The following is a 16,362-nucleotide window of genomic DNA, read 5'->3' on the forward strand; positions in this document are numbered from 1 at the left end:
ATATACAATGTCTCGAACGGTAAATGACCAGTTAGAGATCTCTGCTGACCACGGTATCAAGTTGTCATTCGCTGCGCGCGCGCAAGAACTCCTCATGAATCACCAAATGATTGTCGTTAATATAGGCGAAGAGACGGCTTACGCAGAAGGGTCTCCTCCAAGTGCGCTTAGGCCATTCTCTTCCCGCCACTACCAACGCGGGAGCCGATTAACAGGAAACAACTTGTTATTAGTAGATTTAGATGTGATCCCAAAAAAAATGAGCTGCGTTAAGCAGTTAGGATGGAAAGAATTTAAACTTGATCCCGCCACAAACGGTTATGGCGAGCTTTGGAAGTCGCCGCGAATAAAAATCGGAACGATTCCAATTGATCTCGATATAATAACAATGCCTCAAAAGGGAAACCTTGGTCCGCGCCTATTTACTGTTTATGCAAATTTTTGGTTCGCGTCTGCCGGAAGCCATTGTGGAATTCACGACAAACATGATTTCTTAGAAATACACACTCAATTATACGGAGTCGGAATTATGCAAAAATTTCGTTCCCAGAAATATAATTCAATTATCGAGCAAGATATACTGGCACCAGGCACAACAACTTCTGAACCATTCTGCTCAGAGATCGCCGAAGGAGAGTTTTCATACCCTTTTCATCAGTATTTTGCTGAAACAGATTGTGTTTGGATGGCACTGGAATACTTTCTGATTTAAAAAAAATAATTTGTTGCGAATTATTATCTGATAACTAGACTCGTTACGGAAACAACATACCTGATTTTGCGAAATTATGCGTATAATATTATTTAAACCAAGATTATCTCATTACAAATGCCGAATTAATGGCGGTTTATATCATATGGCCCCCTCAATAAAATATGTATAAAAAAATAAATTGATCACTTTCCGTGCTATATTTCCCGACTGAAACCTAGTTTTTTGGCAATTGTCAATGAGATGCAAATGTAAGAGATATTCTCCAAATTTAGTCGTTAGTTTTTCTGATCCTTGTGCCGTTAAATTCAGTAGTTTAGTACATCTCCCTACATGATTTTTATAGTTTAAAGGGATTAAGACGAAAATCGTAACCGGAAAGTAGCTTTGGTATTTCGTGTAGTATCAAGAAACCAACGTATTTGTGCCATTCAGAGAGTTTTTATCGCTGCTCCCGTCTTTTTCCACATTATGGAAATTATTAAGAAATCACGTTCTCTCCATGAATAGATGGTGTTCTATGAGAGGTGCTCACCAGGGACAACCCAACATCTTCCAGAACAATAGTTCCTGGAAGTTCTTTCCAAGAAGGACAACATAAATGACGAGAATAGTAACGGTGGTAGCACAACTTACCGCGAAGCCTGGACAAGAGGAAGAGCTGGGGAAGCGTCTTCGTTCGGGTATCAAACCAACTCTTGCTGAGGACGGGTGCATCACATATGATCTGCACCGTTCCACAGATAACCCCGCTACATGGATGTTTTATGAACATTGGGCGACTCAAGCGGACCTCGACCGACATACAAAATCGCCTCATTTTCTGGCGTTTAGGGCATCGAAAGACGAAGTCCTTGCTGAAGAGATGAGAGTGGAATATTTTCAGCCTGATATCAGTATGAATATTTATAATACGTAAGCATAAAATCTTCGTATGCGAGACCGGACATGGTCGCAATTACTAAAATCATGTCCGGTCCAAACAGATTTTGTGGATATAGAATGTCCTTCAATGCCATAGGCGCAGACTTCCGGTCTTTCGAGGCGATGAAATCCAGCGAATGGCGCAGCAGATGAACGATACAGTCTGCACTAGAGCGTTTTCCGCTCAAAACGGTTCGCGAAAAACGTTCCGGTTGTTTGTTTTTGCGAGCATCTTCACCCGTTCAGATGATTCCATCTGAACGGGATCTGCTCTAGGGTTTCGGAGAAGGCGGTACGGATGGCATCGAGGAAGCCTTTTAGCCCGTCGATGAGGACGAAGATATCCTCATGGTCGCGATGGTGTAGTTCTTTCATGACACGGAGTCAGAATTTGTCGCGTTCGTTCTGCTCGATCCACAGGTCGATGACTTGCTTGGTACCGTCGACGGGTACGCCCAGTGCAATGGGCACCGCCTTGTTGCGCACCACGCTCTCGTCTCGGGTCTTCACCCGGAATGCATCGAAGAACACGACTGGGTAGACTGTCTCCAGCGACTGGTTCTGCCGTCCCGTCACATCTCCAGCACGGCGTCGGTGATGACGCTGATTGGGCCCGGCGACGCTTCCAGGCCATAGATTGCAAGTAGATGGCCGTGGATCTCGCCCGCGTTCATCCCGTGTGCTTACATCGAGATGATCCTGTTGTCGAAGTCGTGGGTCCGCCGGCCTCTCCTCGTGAAGGACGACGAATAGCGGATTGATGTCGCAGAGGCCATGATCCACATCGCCATGGGAAGCCTCATGCTCAGCAGAAACGTTCATCCGTGGCTTCCCCAAAAAGGCTCCGAGACCTGATATTACGTCGCAAGAGATAAGGATAGAGGTAGAGGAAGTTCAGTATTGTTTTGAATTATTTCATAATTTAGAGAGTGTTTTGTTTGTGCCGCGATGATTCATTAAGAGAATTCTTCAGGAATGTTATTAATAACTTAATGTTACGATTGTGTCTATGTTTTCCGTGATACACTACATTTACCTGTTCAGCCATTTCTGTTCTGAATTCGGAAAGCAATTCGACAAGTTTTCCTTCTCTTATTTCATCATCAACGTGAAAACGGGCTAGCCGCGTAATCCCTACGCCCATCAATGCAAATTGCCGAGCAGAATCACCATTGTTCACACGAAGACGAGGCGATGTCGGTATGAAGCGATATATTTTTTTCTCGACTTGAAATGGCCAACTCATCGTTTTTCTTTTGAAATTATAAGCGATGCAATCATGGTTATTAAGATCGGTCGGTTTCTCGGGGAATCCCTCCCTATGTAAGTAATCGGGCGAAGCGACAACAATGTAAGGGCTATCTAGCAGCCGTTGAGCAATTAACGTGGAATCGCGGAGTGGTCCCACCCGTACTGCCAAATCGACTTGAGCCTCTACGAGATCTACGACAGTGTCATCTAGATAAATATCAAGATTAACGTGCTGATGAATTCTGCAAAATTCTGCGAGCAGCGGTGATAGTAAAAGACGTCCAAAAGGTATGCTCGACGTGATCTTAATCGTCTGCCCGGGAGAACTAGAAGAATATCCTCGTATTTTCTTGTCGAGTTCGCATAGGTCATCTAGAATATTCTTGGACTCCTCATAATAATAAGCCCCGATTTCTGTTATCCAAATTTTTCTCGGAGATGTATGGACTAGAGTAGCTCCTAGTCTTGCCTCAAGCCTGGATAATGACTTGCTGACAGCAGAGGGCGTAAGCCCAAGCTTCCTAGCAGCCTCGGACAAACTGAGATTTTCAACTATTGCAACGAAAACACGCATTTCCGCGATATCTTGAGTCATGGATTACTCCGGTGTTGCTCTCAATTCACTTTAATTATGCCGACGCGGCACGAGTCAACGGAACTCAGTCGATGTAGCATGACATACGCAACCTATCGCAAAGGACGAACCAGTACGTCCATTAATACCTTCAAAAGGTCGAAGTAGCCAGTACTGCCTTTGCGGTCTCTTAGATACTCTCGGAGAAGAATGATGAAGTTTGCACTATTGGCAATGGCACTGGCGTCGTTCGCGATCGGAACCAGTGAATTCGTATTGGTGGGAGTGATACCGGTCATTTCACAATCCCTCCAGGTATCTCTCTCACTTGCATCGCTTCTGGTGAGTTTATACGCATTTGGCGTTGGGATTAGTGCCCCAGTGTTAACCGCTTTTTGTCAGAAAGTGGATCGCCGGAAGCTGATGTTGGGCTTGATGACGTTATTCACCGCAGGGAACGCGCTCGCACCACTGGTGGGCAACTTCGAGGCGTTATTGGTTATTCGTATTGCAACCTCAGCAGCGCACGGTGTCTTTTTTGCCACAGCGGCAACGTTCGCTGCAAATTTAGTTCCACCAAACAAACGTGCCTCTGCCATAGCAACGGTTTTCTCGGGGCTTACTATAGCCATAGCACTAGGCGTCCCGTTAGGAACAATCATTGCGCAACGTGCCGGCTGGAGAGCTACGTTTGTGCTTGTAACGCTCCTCGGCGCGGTTTCGGTTGCCTGCATGGCAAGATGGCTTCCCGGTGGTGTTCGCACAGATGAAGATGTGAGCATTCATGAGCAGTTATCCGTTCTCAGTAGCGGTAGGCTGCTTGTTGGGTTCGCTATGAATTTCTTTGGGTATGGAGGTACATTCGTTGCTATTACGTTTCTCTCGGAAATTATCACTGAGGTTGCGCACATGCCTACGTGGACTGTGGGGCCGATATTGTCATTGTACGGGGTGTCGGTAATCATAGGGAACATGGTCGGAGGATATCTTTCCAACCGCACGCCGATAAAAATCTTAATTCCATTATTTCTAATTCAAGGGGTTTTATTGTCGCTCCTGTATATAACCGATCTGCATCCATATTTGTTGCTATTAAATATCGCATTTGTCGGAGTTTTTTCATTCGCAAATGTGCCTGGACTGCATTTATATATTGTCGATCTCGCGAAGACCTTTCGGCCAAATGGAGTAGATGTAGCTTCAGCGCTCAACATATCGGCGGCGAATTTTGGCATCGCTTTCAGTTCGTTCGTTGGGGCGAAGATCGTCAGTTCTGGTGGTGGCGTGGGAACGACACCCGTTGCCGCTGCTGCGGTTGTCGTGTGTGCCTTTGTTTTGGCGGTCTTGAGTTACGCCTTAGATAAGAAAAAAAAATTTCGTGATGGCTATGCCGCTCAATGAGGTGCGGTCGAAGAATACGCGGTCGGCACGGTTTTTTCTCTCTGTCGTTAGGCCCACTTTTCCAGGATTACCAATATGAATGCGTTAGATAAACTTTGCAGGAACTGCCTTACTATCGGCATCGAGCTTCCGATCGACAATGACTGGGCCAGGAGTTCCCCTACGGAGGCTCGAGGTGTCGCTGATATAAGCCGACAAGGGTATCTCGTGAAATTGGCCGAAGAAGGAAATTTTGCAGCCGTGTGGCAGAGAGATGTTCCGGTGTTTGATCCTATTCATTTCGGAGACGCGGGAAGCATCTTTGATCCCTTCGTTAACTACGGCTACCTCTCCGCGATCACCTCGCGAATTGTAATTGGGACTGCCGGGGTGGTGCTACCATTGCGAAGTGCGATTGATGTGGCGAAAGCAGCGGCGTCCGCAGACGTTTTGTCAGGAGGGAGGATCGTTTTGGGCCTTGCTTCCGGAGATCGAAAACTCGAATATCCTCTCTATGCCGTCAATTACGATGAACGCGGGGCGATATATCGTCGGTCATTCGTCGCGCTTGAAAAATTGTGGCGTTCAGGCGACATGGAGTCAATGGAACAGGGCGCCGTTATTTTACCTCGGTCTATCCAGCCGTTAATTCCGAGGGTAGTGATAGGGGGAGCCCAGCAAAGTACATCTTGGATTGCGCGCCATGCTGACGCATGGTTCGTATATCCTGGGCCTATTGAGCACTTGGCAAAAAAAGTTTCAGACTGGGAGCACGAACGTCAACTTATTGGTCGAAGTACTCGTGGGGTAATAACGGCACTTCACTTGGATCTAGATAGAGATCCTGATTGCCCGCTGCAGCCATTTCGATTCGGTGGACGCATGGGGCGAAATACATTAATGGATTATTTAAAAATTATGAATGAAGTGAAATTATCACATGTTGCTATATTGCTCCGGCCTAGTCAGCGTCCACCTGACGAGGTTATATACGAATTATCCCAGTATGTAATACCAAAATTCCACATTGATGTTTCGGAATAACAAGATTGAGATATTAACGATTATTACTGCGTAAAATTATTATCTATTAAAAATATCTCGTCTATAGTAAGTAGATTATATTGTATGTTTTTAAAATCAAAAACTTATAAGGTGAGCTGTTGGTAATACCGGCTCAAAAGTTTTGAGATGCATGACTGTGCATGTCGGTGACGCCATAGCACAAAAAAAGCGACTTCCCTTTTATTGCTGATGGTGCAAGGTGAAATTGATGTTCCTTGCGCCAGCCCATTCGGCACAGCCATGCATCCCGCAAGAGTTGGCAAACTTTCAACGCCTTCGCTCGCAAGGCGGGCCACTATTTTGATGAAGTAATCCGCGGAGGCTGCCCTTTCTGGATCATCGCATTGTCTAGACAAGGGACTGTCGTATGACGACCATGAAGATGGTTCTCGGCATCTTGTCTGTCGTGCCCACCGGGGCTGCCAGTCCTGCGCCCGCGATCGCGTTGTCCTCGGTAATCAAACTTTGATACGCTGGACGATCGCTGACAGCTTGCGCGAGAGCAATGTTAATATGGCCTACCCTGTGGCAACACAGCTTCTCGGTCTGGCGGATGTCAACCAGTTGCCTGCGTCCATGAAAGAAATCGGACATGTCACACTGGTCGGCCTGACTTGCGGCATGACAGGCGAGGCCCTCGCGCATCATCAACAAACAAGGGGGCGTGACACCATGCGGAGTTAGTTGGTGGCTAGCACCAGTGTTTGGGGCGGCTGAGATGAAGTTCCCCGCCCGTTGTCTCGGTTCTCGGCGTCTATGGTCGTACACTATGAATTTCATAAAGTTGGCGAGATGTAACGAGGTCGTAATCATGCATGGGTGCCAGTGCGTTGAAGCTATTCTACCATCGAAAAAAAACATAGGTCGAAGCAGGTTAGGCCATGCCCTCAAGTGGCGCGCTGGGTTATTAAGTAATATTGGATCAATTTTCGCGTATTCATGCTCACGGACCTTGCTATTCTATTATAATATAATTCGCTTTACTAATAAAATGAGGAACGATTACGGAAAGCAAATCATCGAGCGCTCGTAAATTACAGTGATATCGCGTCAGACCCCAGACACCGAATTTAGAGTGACAGAGAGCAACATTTGTAGCGTTGATCCACGCCGAAGCAGCAAATGCCCCTACCGAAATTCAATATTATGGAAAAAAATCAGGTTGCGGCTGAGCATGGTCGGATTTTGTCGCATCATTTTCTTCGGGTTTAGTCCGGAATGTAAAAGGAGAGTTTTCCATGTTAACTCTATATACAGACCCAAATACAATTTCGGCTACGGTTCATGTATTATTGTCCGAATTAGGAGTGCCCTTTGAAGTTGTTTACGTCGATAGAACAGCCGACTCTTTTCGAAATTACCGTACCCCAGATTTTCTAGGCATCAATCCCAAAGGGTTGGTTCCCGTAATTACTAGAGATGATTTTATACTCACGGAACTCGGAGCAATTGTTCTCTTTATTCGGTCGTTAGCAAAAAAACGCCACGATATATTTCCTCCTAAGGGAGAAGTGGAGTTACGAACAGTAGAATTTCTGTCATGGCTCAGCACCAGTGTGCATAGAACAATCGGCGCCATATTCAGACCCGAGCACTTAGCATTTGACGAGAATATCAGGAAGGAAATCAGTAAATATGCGATCAGACTACTACCTGATCAGTTCCTGGAAATCGAGCGATTTGTTGCGAGTTTCGATTGGTGGACTGATCAATTAACAATTATTGATGCTTACCTCATACCCTATTTTAATTGGGGCACAGGATTAGCGATCTCGATGGAGAGATATCCTACATGGCGCGCCCGAATGAGACTAAACCTCGAACGGCCTTCTGTCATACAGGCAACTTACTGTCCCTCGTGATCCTATAACGAAGTCAAAAAATGGGAAACCGAGTGTAGAGCGAAGGAAAATAATCAATGAAAGAGAATATATCAGCCACCATAGTCGCGCCAAAATTCGAGCAGGAGGTGGTCGACGAGTTTCTTCGGGACGGATATTGGGTTGACTGGGGCGGTATTTCGGCCAAAGGCCGTAACGAAATCATCGGTTATGGTCCGACCATGGGTGAGATATTTCTATACTCTCGCGATACGTGGTTTGGAGCTCCTTTTGTCGGCGGCTGGCGAAGAAAACTTTTGACCAACTCGCTCACGATGCCTGTGGCCATGGATCTCGCGCCATTGGACGGAACTGGGCGGCTGAATCCAATAATTTGCTATGATTTGTACGGGTGCACTGGTACGTTCCGAGATCCTTCTGGCGACGGCGGGAAACTCGCATGGCTTGAACCGGGTCCGTCCCCTGATGTGCCGTGGCAGCATCATCTAATCGGACAAATTCCGGCGCTGCACCGATTCCGTGTTGGAAATTTTACTACATCTGGTCATATGGAGATCATTGGGTTTCCGATAGTAGGGCTCAATGGTACACATGCCGTATTGCCCATAGTCTTGTTCAGCTCTCCGAGCGATGGAAATTCTCGCGAGAAATGGCCTAGTAAAATTATAAATAATGGTGATTTCCGTTTCGTTCACGGTGTGGAACTTATTCGCGGCGGTAACCCGACGGGAAGCGCCGATGCCTTATTGATTTGTTCTGACGAAGGCGTACGCATTTTTTTCTACGACATCAACGAAGAAAAATGGGCGTGGCAAACGGTCGGAAGTGGCGAAGGCAGCCAACTCGAGCGAACGGGATTCAAAGGCAGCGGCGACGCGGCCATTGGGCATCTGGGAAGTACTGGTCACGACATCGTGCTGTCATTGGAGCCATTCCACGGAAATACCGTGTGTATTTATTACGCGACTCAAGGATGTAGCAATCTGGGATCCCAGTGGTCCCGCGATATTCTTGACGTTTACGGTGACCCGAACGAGTTGGGAGAAGGCCCAGGCCACTGCGTTGTGGCAGCCGATTTTGATAACGACGGGGATGATGAGTTTCTAGTAGGTCTCCGCGGGCCAGAACCATGGCAGGGAGTTTATTACTACAAGATCATTGATCCAGTAAAAGGTATGTATTTAAAGTGGAAAGTTTCCGATGCGTCTGTCGCGAGAATCAAGCTGATACCTCGCGAGGGAGCTGGTGTAGTAGACTTCGCTACCATCGGATATTCCGTAAAAAACTATTTTGAGGCGAATAACTCGCAAATAGTTATGCATTACTTCCAGAAGGAAGGACTGTAGCATTTTCACCCTAAATCAATGGAATGGGAGTTGGGAGCATGAGCAAAAAAATCGCATTAATAACTGGCGGTTCGCAAGGTATTGGATTTGAAACTGCTAGAGCACTTTTACTCGATGGGTTTCACGTCGTGGTCAATGGGCGCGATCCTGTTAAACTTCAGGCAGCAGTCCTGGCTTTAGAAGCCTACGGGGAAATATCGAGCTGCGTTGCCGATGTTGGAAGTCAAGACAGTGTTCCCCTGGTCTCTGCTTCCGTCCCGCGCGTTGATGTGCTCATCAACAACGCTGGAATGTTCAAATCAAAATCGGCGCTCGATCTCACCGATAGTGACTGGCTTGAAATGTTTCAAGTAGATCTTTTGAGTGCAGTTCGCCTTACTAAGCACTATCTGCCGCAGATGATAGAACGTGGAGATGGTAGAGTTGTATTTGTAAGTAGTGAGTCGGCCTTGCAAATTCCTACAGAAATGATCCATTACGGTGCCGTAAAGGCTGCGCAGGTCGCAAGTGCACGGGGTTATGCCCAAGTGGCGGCTGGTACTGGAGTGACGGTGAATAGTGTGTTGCCAGGTCCAACGTGGACCCAAGGGGTCAGCGATTTTGTAAAATCGGTCTTCAAGGGGGAAACCATGAGCGAAAACGAGATGGAGCGGGAATTCATAAGGAGATATAGGCCGACTAGTTTGATTGACCGTTTTGTGCAGCCACGTGAGGTTGCAGACTTAATAGCGTTCCTAGTCTCCGATAGGGCTGCCGCCATCACAGGAGCAGGTTATCGCATTGACGGTGGCTTGGTCAGGACAGCCTTCTAGAGTTCGTCTGAAAATTTCAATCAAGCGAATCAGGTTATAGTAGAAATCCTAGATATTATTTAGAGAGGATGTGCCGTCCGTTCCAACAGTTTTATTGACTTTCTAAGGATAACCAGCGGTCGCGATGCCGCCTCTTTGACCGGATTGCTATTTGTTGTCTTGTGTGTGGGGGGGGGGGACGCCTCCCCAATTGACGGTGCCGGCGCGATATGATGCGCCTGATGGGGCTCGCATCCGACCAGTGCGGGATGTGGACTTAGCGCATTATAATGGCAACCCATTCTGCCACCCCATCCGCATTGCCAATTCGGTTTCGAGCCCAACTAAGTAGACGGGTTCGTGGTTCAAGAATACCCACAGGCGCTCAACGTGCACGTTATCCATTTGACGGCCACGCCCGTCCATGATGAATATCCCGTGACGGGCCAGACTGGCGTTGATTGTCGTCGTGCTCCGGCGACAGAAGGGCACGCGCATGTGCAGCCACATTCAGCACACCCACGGGCTATAAGGGAACGCGGGAAAAAGCTTCTCCTTTTTCAGTCGTTTAGCTATGCTGCGATACGTTCAACGAACCCGCTCACAAGACGCAGGCTACATTGGTTGCATGCCCCCGCAACCATCTGAATAAGTCCTTGATCGGACACGATAAACCCGCCCCTTAGAGGCGGGTTTATTTTGTTGCTAAACACCAGGCGCCTATCAAATCCCCCATCATTTCAATACCTTGGCACCCGCAGGTTCAAAGCGGGGGGCCCTACACCCGTAACCAGCCGCTCCAGATACGGGCGTGCTCTGGCGTAATCGGGCTGAAGAGAATGGGCACTCGTGAAGGTCCTATTGGAATAAGAAAATCTACAGGAAGTGCGTACATTGGCAGCGCGGACACGGTATATCGCTCAAAAGCCGCTGAATCCTTTACAGGCAAGTTGGGCTTTGTCTCGAAGATCCATAGGAAAAAGCTGCATCTCAAGCCATGCCCTGTCATAGCTAACAATTCAATGCCGCCAGAGCCTCAATCAGGATATTACGGTTTCAATCAACGGTTCTGCGTTCCTTCAGGTTTAACCAGCGAATGCCACGATCCTTTGCCTCATCGTAAGCGTCTTCATAACCAGCATCGGCATAGCGCATTACGCCTAAACTGGTGTCGTTTGTCAGGGCGATCCGCAGCCGCTCGTCTGCCTCGCTGGAGCCGTCTGCGACGATCGTAATACCTGCGCTGGTCATGTACCCGGCATATCCGCCGCCCCCGGAATGGATGGCGACCAGATCGGCTTGGGAGGAACAGGCCAGCATGGCATTCAGCAGCGGCCAGTCTGCAATGGCGTCTGATCCGTCCTTCATGTTCTCCGTCATGATGTTCGGATGGGCCATCGCGCCAGCGTCCAGATGATCGCGCGTGAAGGCGACCGGGCCGGCCAGCACGCCATCACGGACCATCCTGTTTACGGCAAGGCCAACCTGTGTGCGGGCATCATGACCGAGCCAGGCAATACGCGCCGGAAGCCCTTCGAAAGGCACATGCGCCCGGGCCAGTGTGATCCAGTTCACGACGGACGGATTATCCGCGAATGTTTCCAGCAGATAATCGTCGATCCTGCGGATGTCGTTCTCATCGTTCGACAGCGCAATCCAGCGGAACGGTCCGATTGCGCGTGCAAACAGAGGCCGCAGATAGGCTTCCGTAAAGATCGGAATGTCGAACGCATTCTCGATCCCTGCCTTTTTTGCCTGGGTGCGGATCAGGTTGCCGTTGTCGAAGACGATCGATCCTGCAGACTGGAAATCCAGCATGGCCTGCACATGACGGGCGATGGACGTCAGCGAAAGCCCGGCGAGTTTTTCGGGTTCGTTTTCCCGCAGCGCCTGAACGTCTTCGATGGACAGGCCGGCAGGAATATAGCCATAAACCAGATCATGTGCGGATGTCTGGTCCGTGACGATGTCGGGAACGATGCCACGGGCGTGGATCTCGGGCAGGATGTCTGCTGAGTTGCCGAGCAGACCGATCGAACAGCCGTCACCCTTGCGCTGAGCTTCCACAACCAGTCTCAGGGCTTCATCGAGCGTTTCGGCCCGGTGCTGAAGGTAACCGGCTTCCATGCGTTTGTTGATGCGTGTGCTGTCCATTTCTACGCACAGGATTACGGCGCCTGCCAGACGCCCGGCGAGAGGCTGTGCGCCGCCCATGCCGCCAAGGCCGGAGGTCAGGATCAGCTTGCCGGACAAGTCCGAACTGAAGTGACGTTCACCGATGCAACGGAAGATCTCGTAAGTTCCCTGAATGACGCCCTGGGAGCCGATATACTGCCAGTCGCCAGCCGTCAGGCCGCCCCAGCAGATCAGGCCCTTCTTTTCCAGCTGGTAGAATTCTTCCGCTTTGGCCCATTGCCCGATCATGTTGCAGTTGGCCATGACCACGACCGGCGCACGGTCATGCGTGCGCACCACGCCGATGGGCTTTCCGGACTGGACGATGAGTGTTTCGTCATCGCGCATGGTTTTCAGCGTCTGCACGATGGCATCATGTGACGGCCAGTCCCGCGCGGCCTTGCCCAGAGCGGCATAGACAACAAGATTGTCAGGATCTTCACCGACGGACAGAACGTTTTCCAGAAGACGGAGAAGCCCTTCCTGCCGCCATCCCCGACAGCGCAGTGTGTTGCCGGACGTGACGTCGAAACTTCGGTTGGTCATGTCTCAGGAGTCCTTGCCAGTGGAAGAGGGGGCGAGCGCATAGCTGCTCAGATTGATGCCCAGCGCACGTTCGACGGGTGGGTAGACGGCCGGGTCCACAACGCTTGAGGAAAGCGGAAATTTTGATTTTTCTACATGCAGGACGAGGATTTCCATGCCGTCCTCGATCTCGCCAACGCTCAGAGGATAGCCATCCGGTGCGAGGGTCGTGATGATGTCGGGAAAGGATGCCAGACGCTGACCGTCCGCATCTTCCACAGCCATGTATTCGTTCATGACGTGCAGGGTCACGGCAGAGGCTCCCTGTCCGACCGTGATAGTGCCAACGTCGAACGCTTCCGGCGTGTAGGTGACCGATTTCCGGCTAACCTTACCCTGCGCGAGAATGGTTCCGTCGAGCGTTTTCAGGATGGCGTCGACTACAGCACTTCCGCTTTTGCCGGATGCTGCGAGAATGGCTTCTCCCAACGCGAGCGCGCGGGAAATGCCGCCCCATGCCGCGTGGCGCTTGACGTAAGACGCAGGAAGCGGATTGCGGCAGGATGCGATGAAGCCGCCTGACATGTCGGAGGCGGTTCGCAGGATGGGCGAAATGCGGGCAGTCGCCCCCTTCGCAACCATCTCGATATAAGCGTTGCGGGACCTGTTGCCGCCGACAACGGCCTGGATCATCGTTTCCGGTGAGTTGGCCATCCCGATGGAGCCCATGTCACCGGTAGGATGGGCACGCATGTCGCCGACAGCATCAACGACCTTTGTCCCCAGAATAGCGCCAGGCAGCCAGGCGTTGAGCGTGCTGGACTTGCCGTTCTGCCCGATCATGAGACCATAGATCGGCCGGCCCAGCTCCTTCTGCACGAGCTTTACGGCGTTGACGTAATCGACGCCCAGCATCTGCCATTCGGTCGTGCTTGCTGGTGCTCCGATCGCGGCGGCGGTGGCGATGATCGCGTCATCCTCAATCTCTTCTGCGGAGACGAGTTCCGGCTGTCCGGCATTGACCGCTGCCGTTCCCAGTATGTGCCCGTGCTCGACCCAGCCGCCGCCGCCACAGGCGAAGACCGATCCACCACGGATCGCGGCTTCCACGTCTTTTTCAACCAGTATTCTGCCCATAGTGCTTCATTCCCGTCTTCCTGCGTCTCACCTGCGCGAGGGAGACCGCATCATTCAAAAATCCCGATCCACGTCCTGAAGAGCCTGCGTCAGAACGCGCGCACCGTTGGCGGCGTCCTGCGGTGTGCACCACTCCTCCGGGTCATGACTGCGCCCGTCACGGCACGGCACGAACACCATGGCTGCCGGACACAGCCGGGCCACGAAGGCGGCATCATGTCCTGCGCCGGACACCATCAGGCGGTGTTTCAGCCCGAGCCGGTCGGCAGCCTGCCCGATCATGCGAACGAGGCCCGCATCACAGGCGACCGGCTTCGTGTCCGACAGGCGGGTGAAACGCTCCAGCCGGACATGAGCGTCCGAGGCAGCCGTGTGGCAGGCGGCTTCAAGTTCTTCCAGAAAAGCCTCGACCACGGCACGTTCCGAAACCCGGATATCGACCACGATCCGTGCCGAGCGTGGTACGACATTGGAGGCATTGGGCGAGATCTCGACGATCCCGCATGTGGCCGTCACATGTCCCTGACCGGACTGTGCCAGTTCACCTGCTCTCCGGCTGACGAATGTGATGACAGACGCCGCTGCCACGGCGGCATCCTGCCGGCGGTCCATCGGTGTCGTGCCAGCATGGTCCGCCCGTCCGCCAAAAAGGATTTCGATACGCGTGACGCCGGCAATGGCCGTGACGGCTCCGATCGGCAGCCTGTCCTGTTCCAGGACGATACCCTGTTCGATATGAACTTCGAGGAAGGCCCGAAGGTCGGTCCGGCGCGGCGTGTCCAACTGGTCCGGACGCCCCCCCATCCGCATTATGGCCTGCGCCAGCGTCTCTCCCCACGGGGCGACGAGGGCGCGCTGTTCCGTGTTTAACGCTCCCGCCATGCCCCGGCTGCCAATACAGGACAGGCCGAAATCACTTGGCTCCTCGGCGAGGAAATCGACGATTTCGAGATCATGCCGCAGAACCAGACCCGCATCCCGCAAGGCGCGGGCGGCTTCAAGCGCGCAGAGTACGCCCAGAATGCCATCGAACCGCCCGCCATCCGGAACGGTGTCGGAATGTGATCCGCTCATGACGGTCCCGAGCCCGGCAGCAGACCCGGTACGCCGCCCGATCAGGTTGCCTGCATCGTCCAGATGGCAGGTGAGCCCGGCCTCGGTGAAGCGCTGTTCCAGCCAGCGTCGTCCGTCGAGGAACCGGTCGGAAAAGGAGCGACGGGTATGCGGCCGTCCCGGATCGGTGATTTCCGCGAGCGTCATGAGATCGGCCCAGAGGCGATCCGGCTGGACGAAGTCTGCGGCGTTCATGGCTGCTCCGGCTTCACGAAGTGCCCGTGCCCCGGTTTCGACAGAACCTCGCCATTTGCGAAAATGCGCTCGCCACGGAGCCATGTTTCGGAAATGCGCCAGTCCAGGGTCCGACCTTCGTACGGGCTCCAGTCCTCGAACGCATGGCCACTGGCCTTCGGATCATAAACCCATTCCTCGTGCCGGGCGATCGTGATGTCCGCATCGCGTCCTGCGGCAAGTCCACCCTTGCGTGCGGTCAGGCGGAACAGCCGCGCCGGATTTTCAGCCAGCAGGCGTGCGGCATGTGTCCAGGGCAGGTTTCGCCGTCCCAGTTCCGTCAGGAACAGGGGATAGATGACTTCGAGGGAGGGCGCGCCTGAAGCGTTTTTCAGCATGTCCGGATCAGATTTCCGGGTCAGGCTCCATGACACATGGTCGGTGGAGACGACCGTTACGTTCCCCGCGGCAAGATGATGCCATAGCCCTTCCACTTCTGCACGCGGACGGACGGGCGGATTGATCTTGGCGCGGCCGCCCAGCCGGGCCACGTCATGCTCTTCGTCCAGTACCAGATAATGGATACAGGCCTCGGCCGTCGTCTCGAACCCCTGCTGGCGGTAGGACGCACATAACGCATAGCCCCGCGCGACGGAGCAGTGCACCACATGTGCCGCGCATCCCGTGCCCGCCGCTGTTTCGTAGATCTGCGCCATTGCGAGTGTTTCGGTCAGCGGGGGCCGGGACAGCCCATGTGCGCGCCAGTCCGTGATGCCTGCTTCCGTCACCTGCGCCAGCCGTGCCCGGACCATTTCGTCGTCCTCATTATGGACGCCTGCAATCAGCCCGGTCTCACGCACGGCCTCAAAACAGCGTGCCAGAAGGTCAGCCGGTATCCGCGGAAAGCGCTTGGGATCGGTTCCGAATGTCGAGAACTTGAACCCGCAGGCTCCGGCCGCCGCCATCTCGCCGATATGGTGCAGGCTGTCACCCGGTGCGATCGTGCCCCAGAGGGCGAAATCCACACGGGCCTGCTCCTCCGCTTCGATGGCCTTCTGCTTCAGCCGGTCGGCTGTGCACACAAGAAAGCCCTCGTCATAGGGCATGTCGGCGATCGTCGTAATGCCCCCCGCCGCTGCGGCCCGGGTGGTCCAGATGAAGTCTTCCTGCCCCTTCTGGGAGCGCGAATGTACCTGCGCATCGATCCCGCCCGGCAGGATGAGGCTTGTTCCATGATCATGCACTTCGCGGGCCGCAGGCGGCGTCCCCTGGCCCAGACGGCTGATTGTGGCGCCGTCAATGGCAACCCAGCCATTGTCCAGAACGGCCGCAGGGGTCACGACCGTTCCTTTCA

At 52.2% G+C, this 16,362-nt stretch carries 13 protein-coding genes and 1 pseudogene; 8 read left to right on the forward strand and 6 right to left on the reverse strand.

The window, feature by feature from the left end; all coding sequences use genetic code 11:
- The first annotated feature begins 7 nt into the window (after positions 1–7).
- Together HKD31_RS12275 and HKD31_RS12280 are read left to right on the forward strand one after the other, a co-directional pair.
- Positions 8–712 carry a hypothetical protein gene (locus tag HKD31_RS12275; RefSeq protein WP_194265271.1) on the forward strand — a complete coding sequence of 235 codons (705 nt, stop codon included), beginning with the start codon at positions 8–10 and terminating at the stop codon, positions 710–712.
- Positions 713–1,313: 601 nt separating this feature from the next.
- Complete coding sequence (locus HKD31_RS12280; protein ID WP_086897449.1) at positions 1,314–1,631, forward strand: putative quinol monooxygenase; 318 nt, start codon at positions 1,314–1,316, stop codon at positions 1,629–1,631.
- 82 nt (positions 1,632–1,713) lie between these two features.
- Here the strand turns inward: HKD31_RS12280 and HKD31_RS16400 are convergent.
- Positions 1,714–2,370 (reverse strand): annotated as a pseudogene (locus HKD31_RS16400) (transposase); the annotation flags it as partial.
- 188 nt (positions 2,371–2,558) lie between these two features.
- Complete coding sequence (locus HKD31_RS12290) at positions 2,559–3,482, reverse strand: LysR family transcriptional regulator (RefSeq protein ID WP_086897447.1); 924 nt, start codon at positions 3,480–3,482, stop codon at positions 2,559–2,561.
- Positions 3,483–3,671: 189 nt separating this feature from the next.
- On the opposite strand from HKD31_RS12290, the gene HKD31_RS12295 reads away from it, so the two are divergent.
- The 6 genes from HKD31_RS12295 (at position 3,672) to HKD31_RS12320 (ending at position 9,905) form a co-directional block, all read left to right on the forward strand.
- Positions 3,672–4,862: an MFS transporter gene (locus HKD31_RS12295; RefSeq protein WP_202208598.1), complete on the forward strand. Its 1,191-nt coding sequence runs from the start codon at positions 3,672–3,674 to the stop codon at positions 4,860–4,862.
- A gap of 75 nt (positions 4,863–4,937) precedes the next feature.
- Positions 4,938–5,885 (forward strand): TIGR03571 family LLM class oxidoreductase, encoded by a 948-nt coding sequence (locus tag HKD31_RS12300; protein WP_194265270.1) that lies wholly within the window; start codon positions 4,938–4,940, stop codon positions 5,883–5,885.
- Positions 5,886–6,419: 534 nt separating this feature from the next.
- A complete protein-coding gene (locus HKD31_RS12305) occupies positions 6,420–6,590 on the forward strand; it encodes a hypothetical protein (protein ID WP_194265269.1) in 171 nt (56 codons plus the stop codon).
- 554 nt (positions 6,591–7,144) lie between these two features.
- Positions 7,145–7,768: a glutathione S-transferase family protein gene (locus HKD31_RS16365; RefSeq protein ID WP_086897444.1), complete on the forward strand. Its 624-nt coding sequence runs from the start codon at positions 7,145–7,147 to the stop codon at positions 7,766–7,768.
- A gap of 56 nt (positions 7,769–7,824) precedes the next feature.
- Positions 7,825–9,093, forward strand: coding sequence for a VCBS repeat-containing protein (locus tag HKD31_RS12315; RefSeq protein WP_194265268.1), 1,269 nt, complete (start codon positions 7,825–7,827; stop codon positions 9,091–9,093).
- A gap of 38 nt (positions 9,094–9,131) precedes the next feature.
- Positions 9,132–9,905, forward strand: coding sequence for an SDR family NAD(P)-dependent oxidoreductase (locus tag HKD31_RS12320; RefSeq protein WP_157772957.1), 774 nt, complete (start codon positions 9,132–9,134; stop codon positions 9,903–9,905).
- A 1,035-nt stretch (positions 9,906–10,940) separates the two neighbouring features.
- Here the strand turns inward: HKD31_RS12320 and HKD31_RS12325 are convergent.
- Genes HKD31_RS12325 through HKD31_RS12340 form a run of 4 tightly spaced genes read right to left on the reverse strand, consistent with a single transcriptional unit; the run spans position 10,941 to position 16,348 of the window.
- The gene (locus tag HKD31_RS12325) at positions 10,941–12,605 is read right to left on the reverse strand and encodes a urocanate hydratase (RefSeq protein ID WP_194265267.1); all 1,665 of its coding nucleotides are present in this window, start codon (positions 12,603–12,605) and stop codon (positions 10,941–10,943) included.
- A 3-nt stretch (positions 12,606–12,608) separates the two neighbouring features.
- Entirely contained in the window at positions 12,609–13,721 is a 1,113-nt protein-coding gene (locus tag HKD31_RS12330) for a DUF917 domain-containing protein (RefSeq protein WP_194265266.1), read from the reverse strand.
- 54 nt (positions 13,722–13,775) lie between these two features.
- Positions 13,776–15,029, reverse strand: a complete 1,254-nt coding sequence (locus tag HKD31_RS12335) for a Zn-dependent hydrolase (RefSeq protein WP_194265265.1) — start codon at positions 15,027–15,029, stop codon at positions 13,776–13,778.
- Complete coding sequence (locus tag HKD31_RS12340; protein WP_338085575.1) at positions 15,026–16,348, reverse strand: dihydroorotase; 1,323 nt, start codon at positions 16,346–16,348, stop codon at positions 15,026–15,028. Before HKD31_RS12340 ends, HKD31_RS12335 begins: the two co-directional genes overlap by 4 nt.
- Between the last annotated feature and the right edge of the window lie 14 nt (positions 16,349–16,362).

The organism is Gluconobacter potus, assembly GCF_015244705.1.
GTDB classification, from domain to species: domain Bacteria; phylum Pseudomonadota; class Alphaproteobacteria; order Acetobacterales; family Acetobacteraceae; genus Gluconobacter; species Gluconobacter potus.

What these genes read in the sequence shown, in the direction of transcription:
- HKD31_RS12320 (WP_157772957.1), top strand. Translation starts at nt 9,132, where the DNA reads ATGAGCAAAAAAATCGCATTAATAACTGGCGGTTCGCAAGGTATTGGA.
- HKD31_RS12335 (WP_194265265.1), bottom strand. Translation starts at nt 15,029, where the DNA reads ATGAACGCCGCAGACTTCGTCCAGCCGGATCGCCTCTGGGCCGATCTC.
- HKD31_RS12330 (WP_194265266.1), bottom strand. Translation starts at nt 13,721, where the DNA reads ATGGGCAGAATACTGGTTGAAAAAGACGTGGAAGCCGCGATCCGTGGT.
- HKD31_RS12275 (WP_194265271.1), top strand. Translation starts at nt 8, where the DNA reads ATGTCTCGAACGGTAAATGACCAGTTAGAGATCTCTGCTGACCACGGT.
- HKD31_RS12325 (WP_194265267.1), bottom strand. Translation starts at nt 12,605, where the DNA reads ATGACCAACCGAAGTTTCGACGTCACGTCCGGCAACACACTGCGCTGT.
- HKD31_RS12290 (WP_086897447.1), bottom strand. Translation starts at nt 3,482, where the DNA reads ATGACTCAAGATATCGCGGAAATGCGTGTTTTCGTTGCAATAGTTGAA.
- HKD31_RS12305 (WP_194265269.1), top strand. Translation starts at nt 6,420, where the DNA reads ATGGCCTACCCTGTGGCAACACAGCTTCTCGGTCTGGCGGATGTCAAC.
- HKD31_RS12315 (WP_194265268.1), top strand. Translation starts at nt 7,825, where the DNA reads ATGAAAGAGAATATATCAGCCACCATAGTCGCGCCAAAATTCGAGCAG.
- HKD31_RS12300 (WP_194265270.1), top strand. Translation starts at nt 4,938, where the DNA reads ATGAATGCGTTAGATAAACTTTGCAGGAACTGCCTTACTATCGGCATC.
- HKD31_RS12280 (WP_086897449.1), top strand. Translation starts at nt 1,314, where the DNA reads ATGACGAGAATAGTAACGGTGGTAGCACAACTTACCGCGAAGCCTGGA.
- HKD31_RS12295 (WP_202208598.1), top strand. Translation starts at nt 3,672, where the DNA reads ATGATGAAGTTTGCACTATTGGCAATGGCACTGGCGTCGTTCGCGATC.
- HKD31_RS16365 (WP_086897444.1), top strand. Translation starts at nt 7,145, where the DNA reads ATGTTAACTCTATATACAGACCCAAATACAATTTCGGCTACGGTTCAT.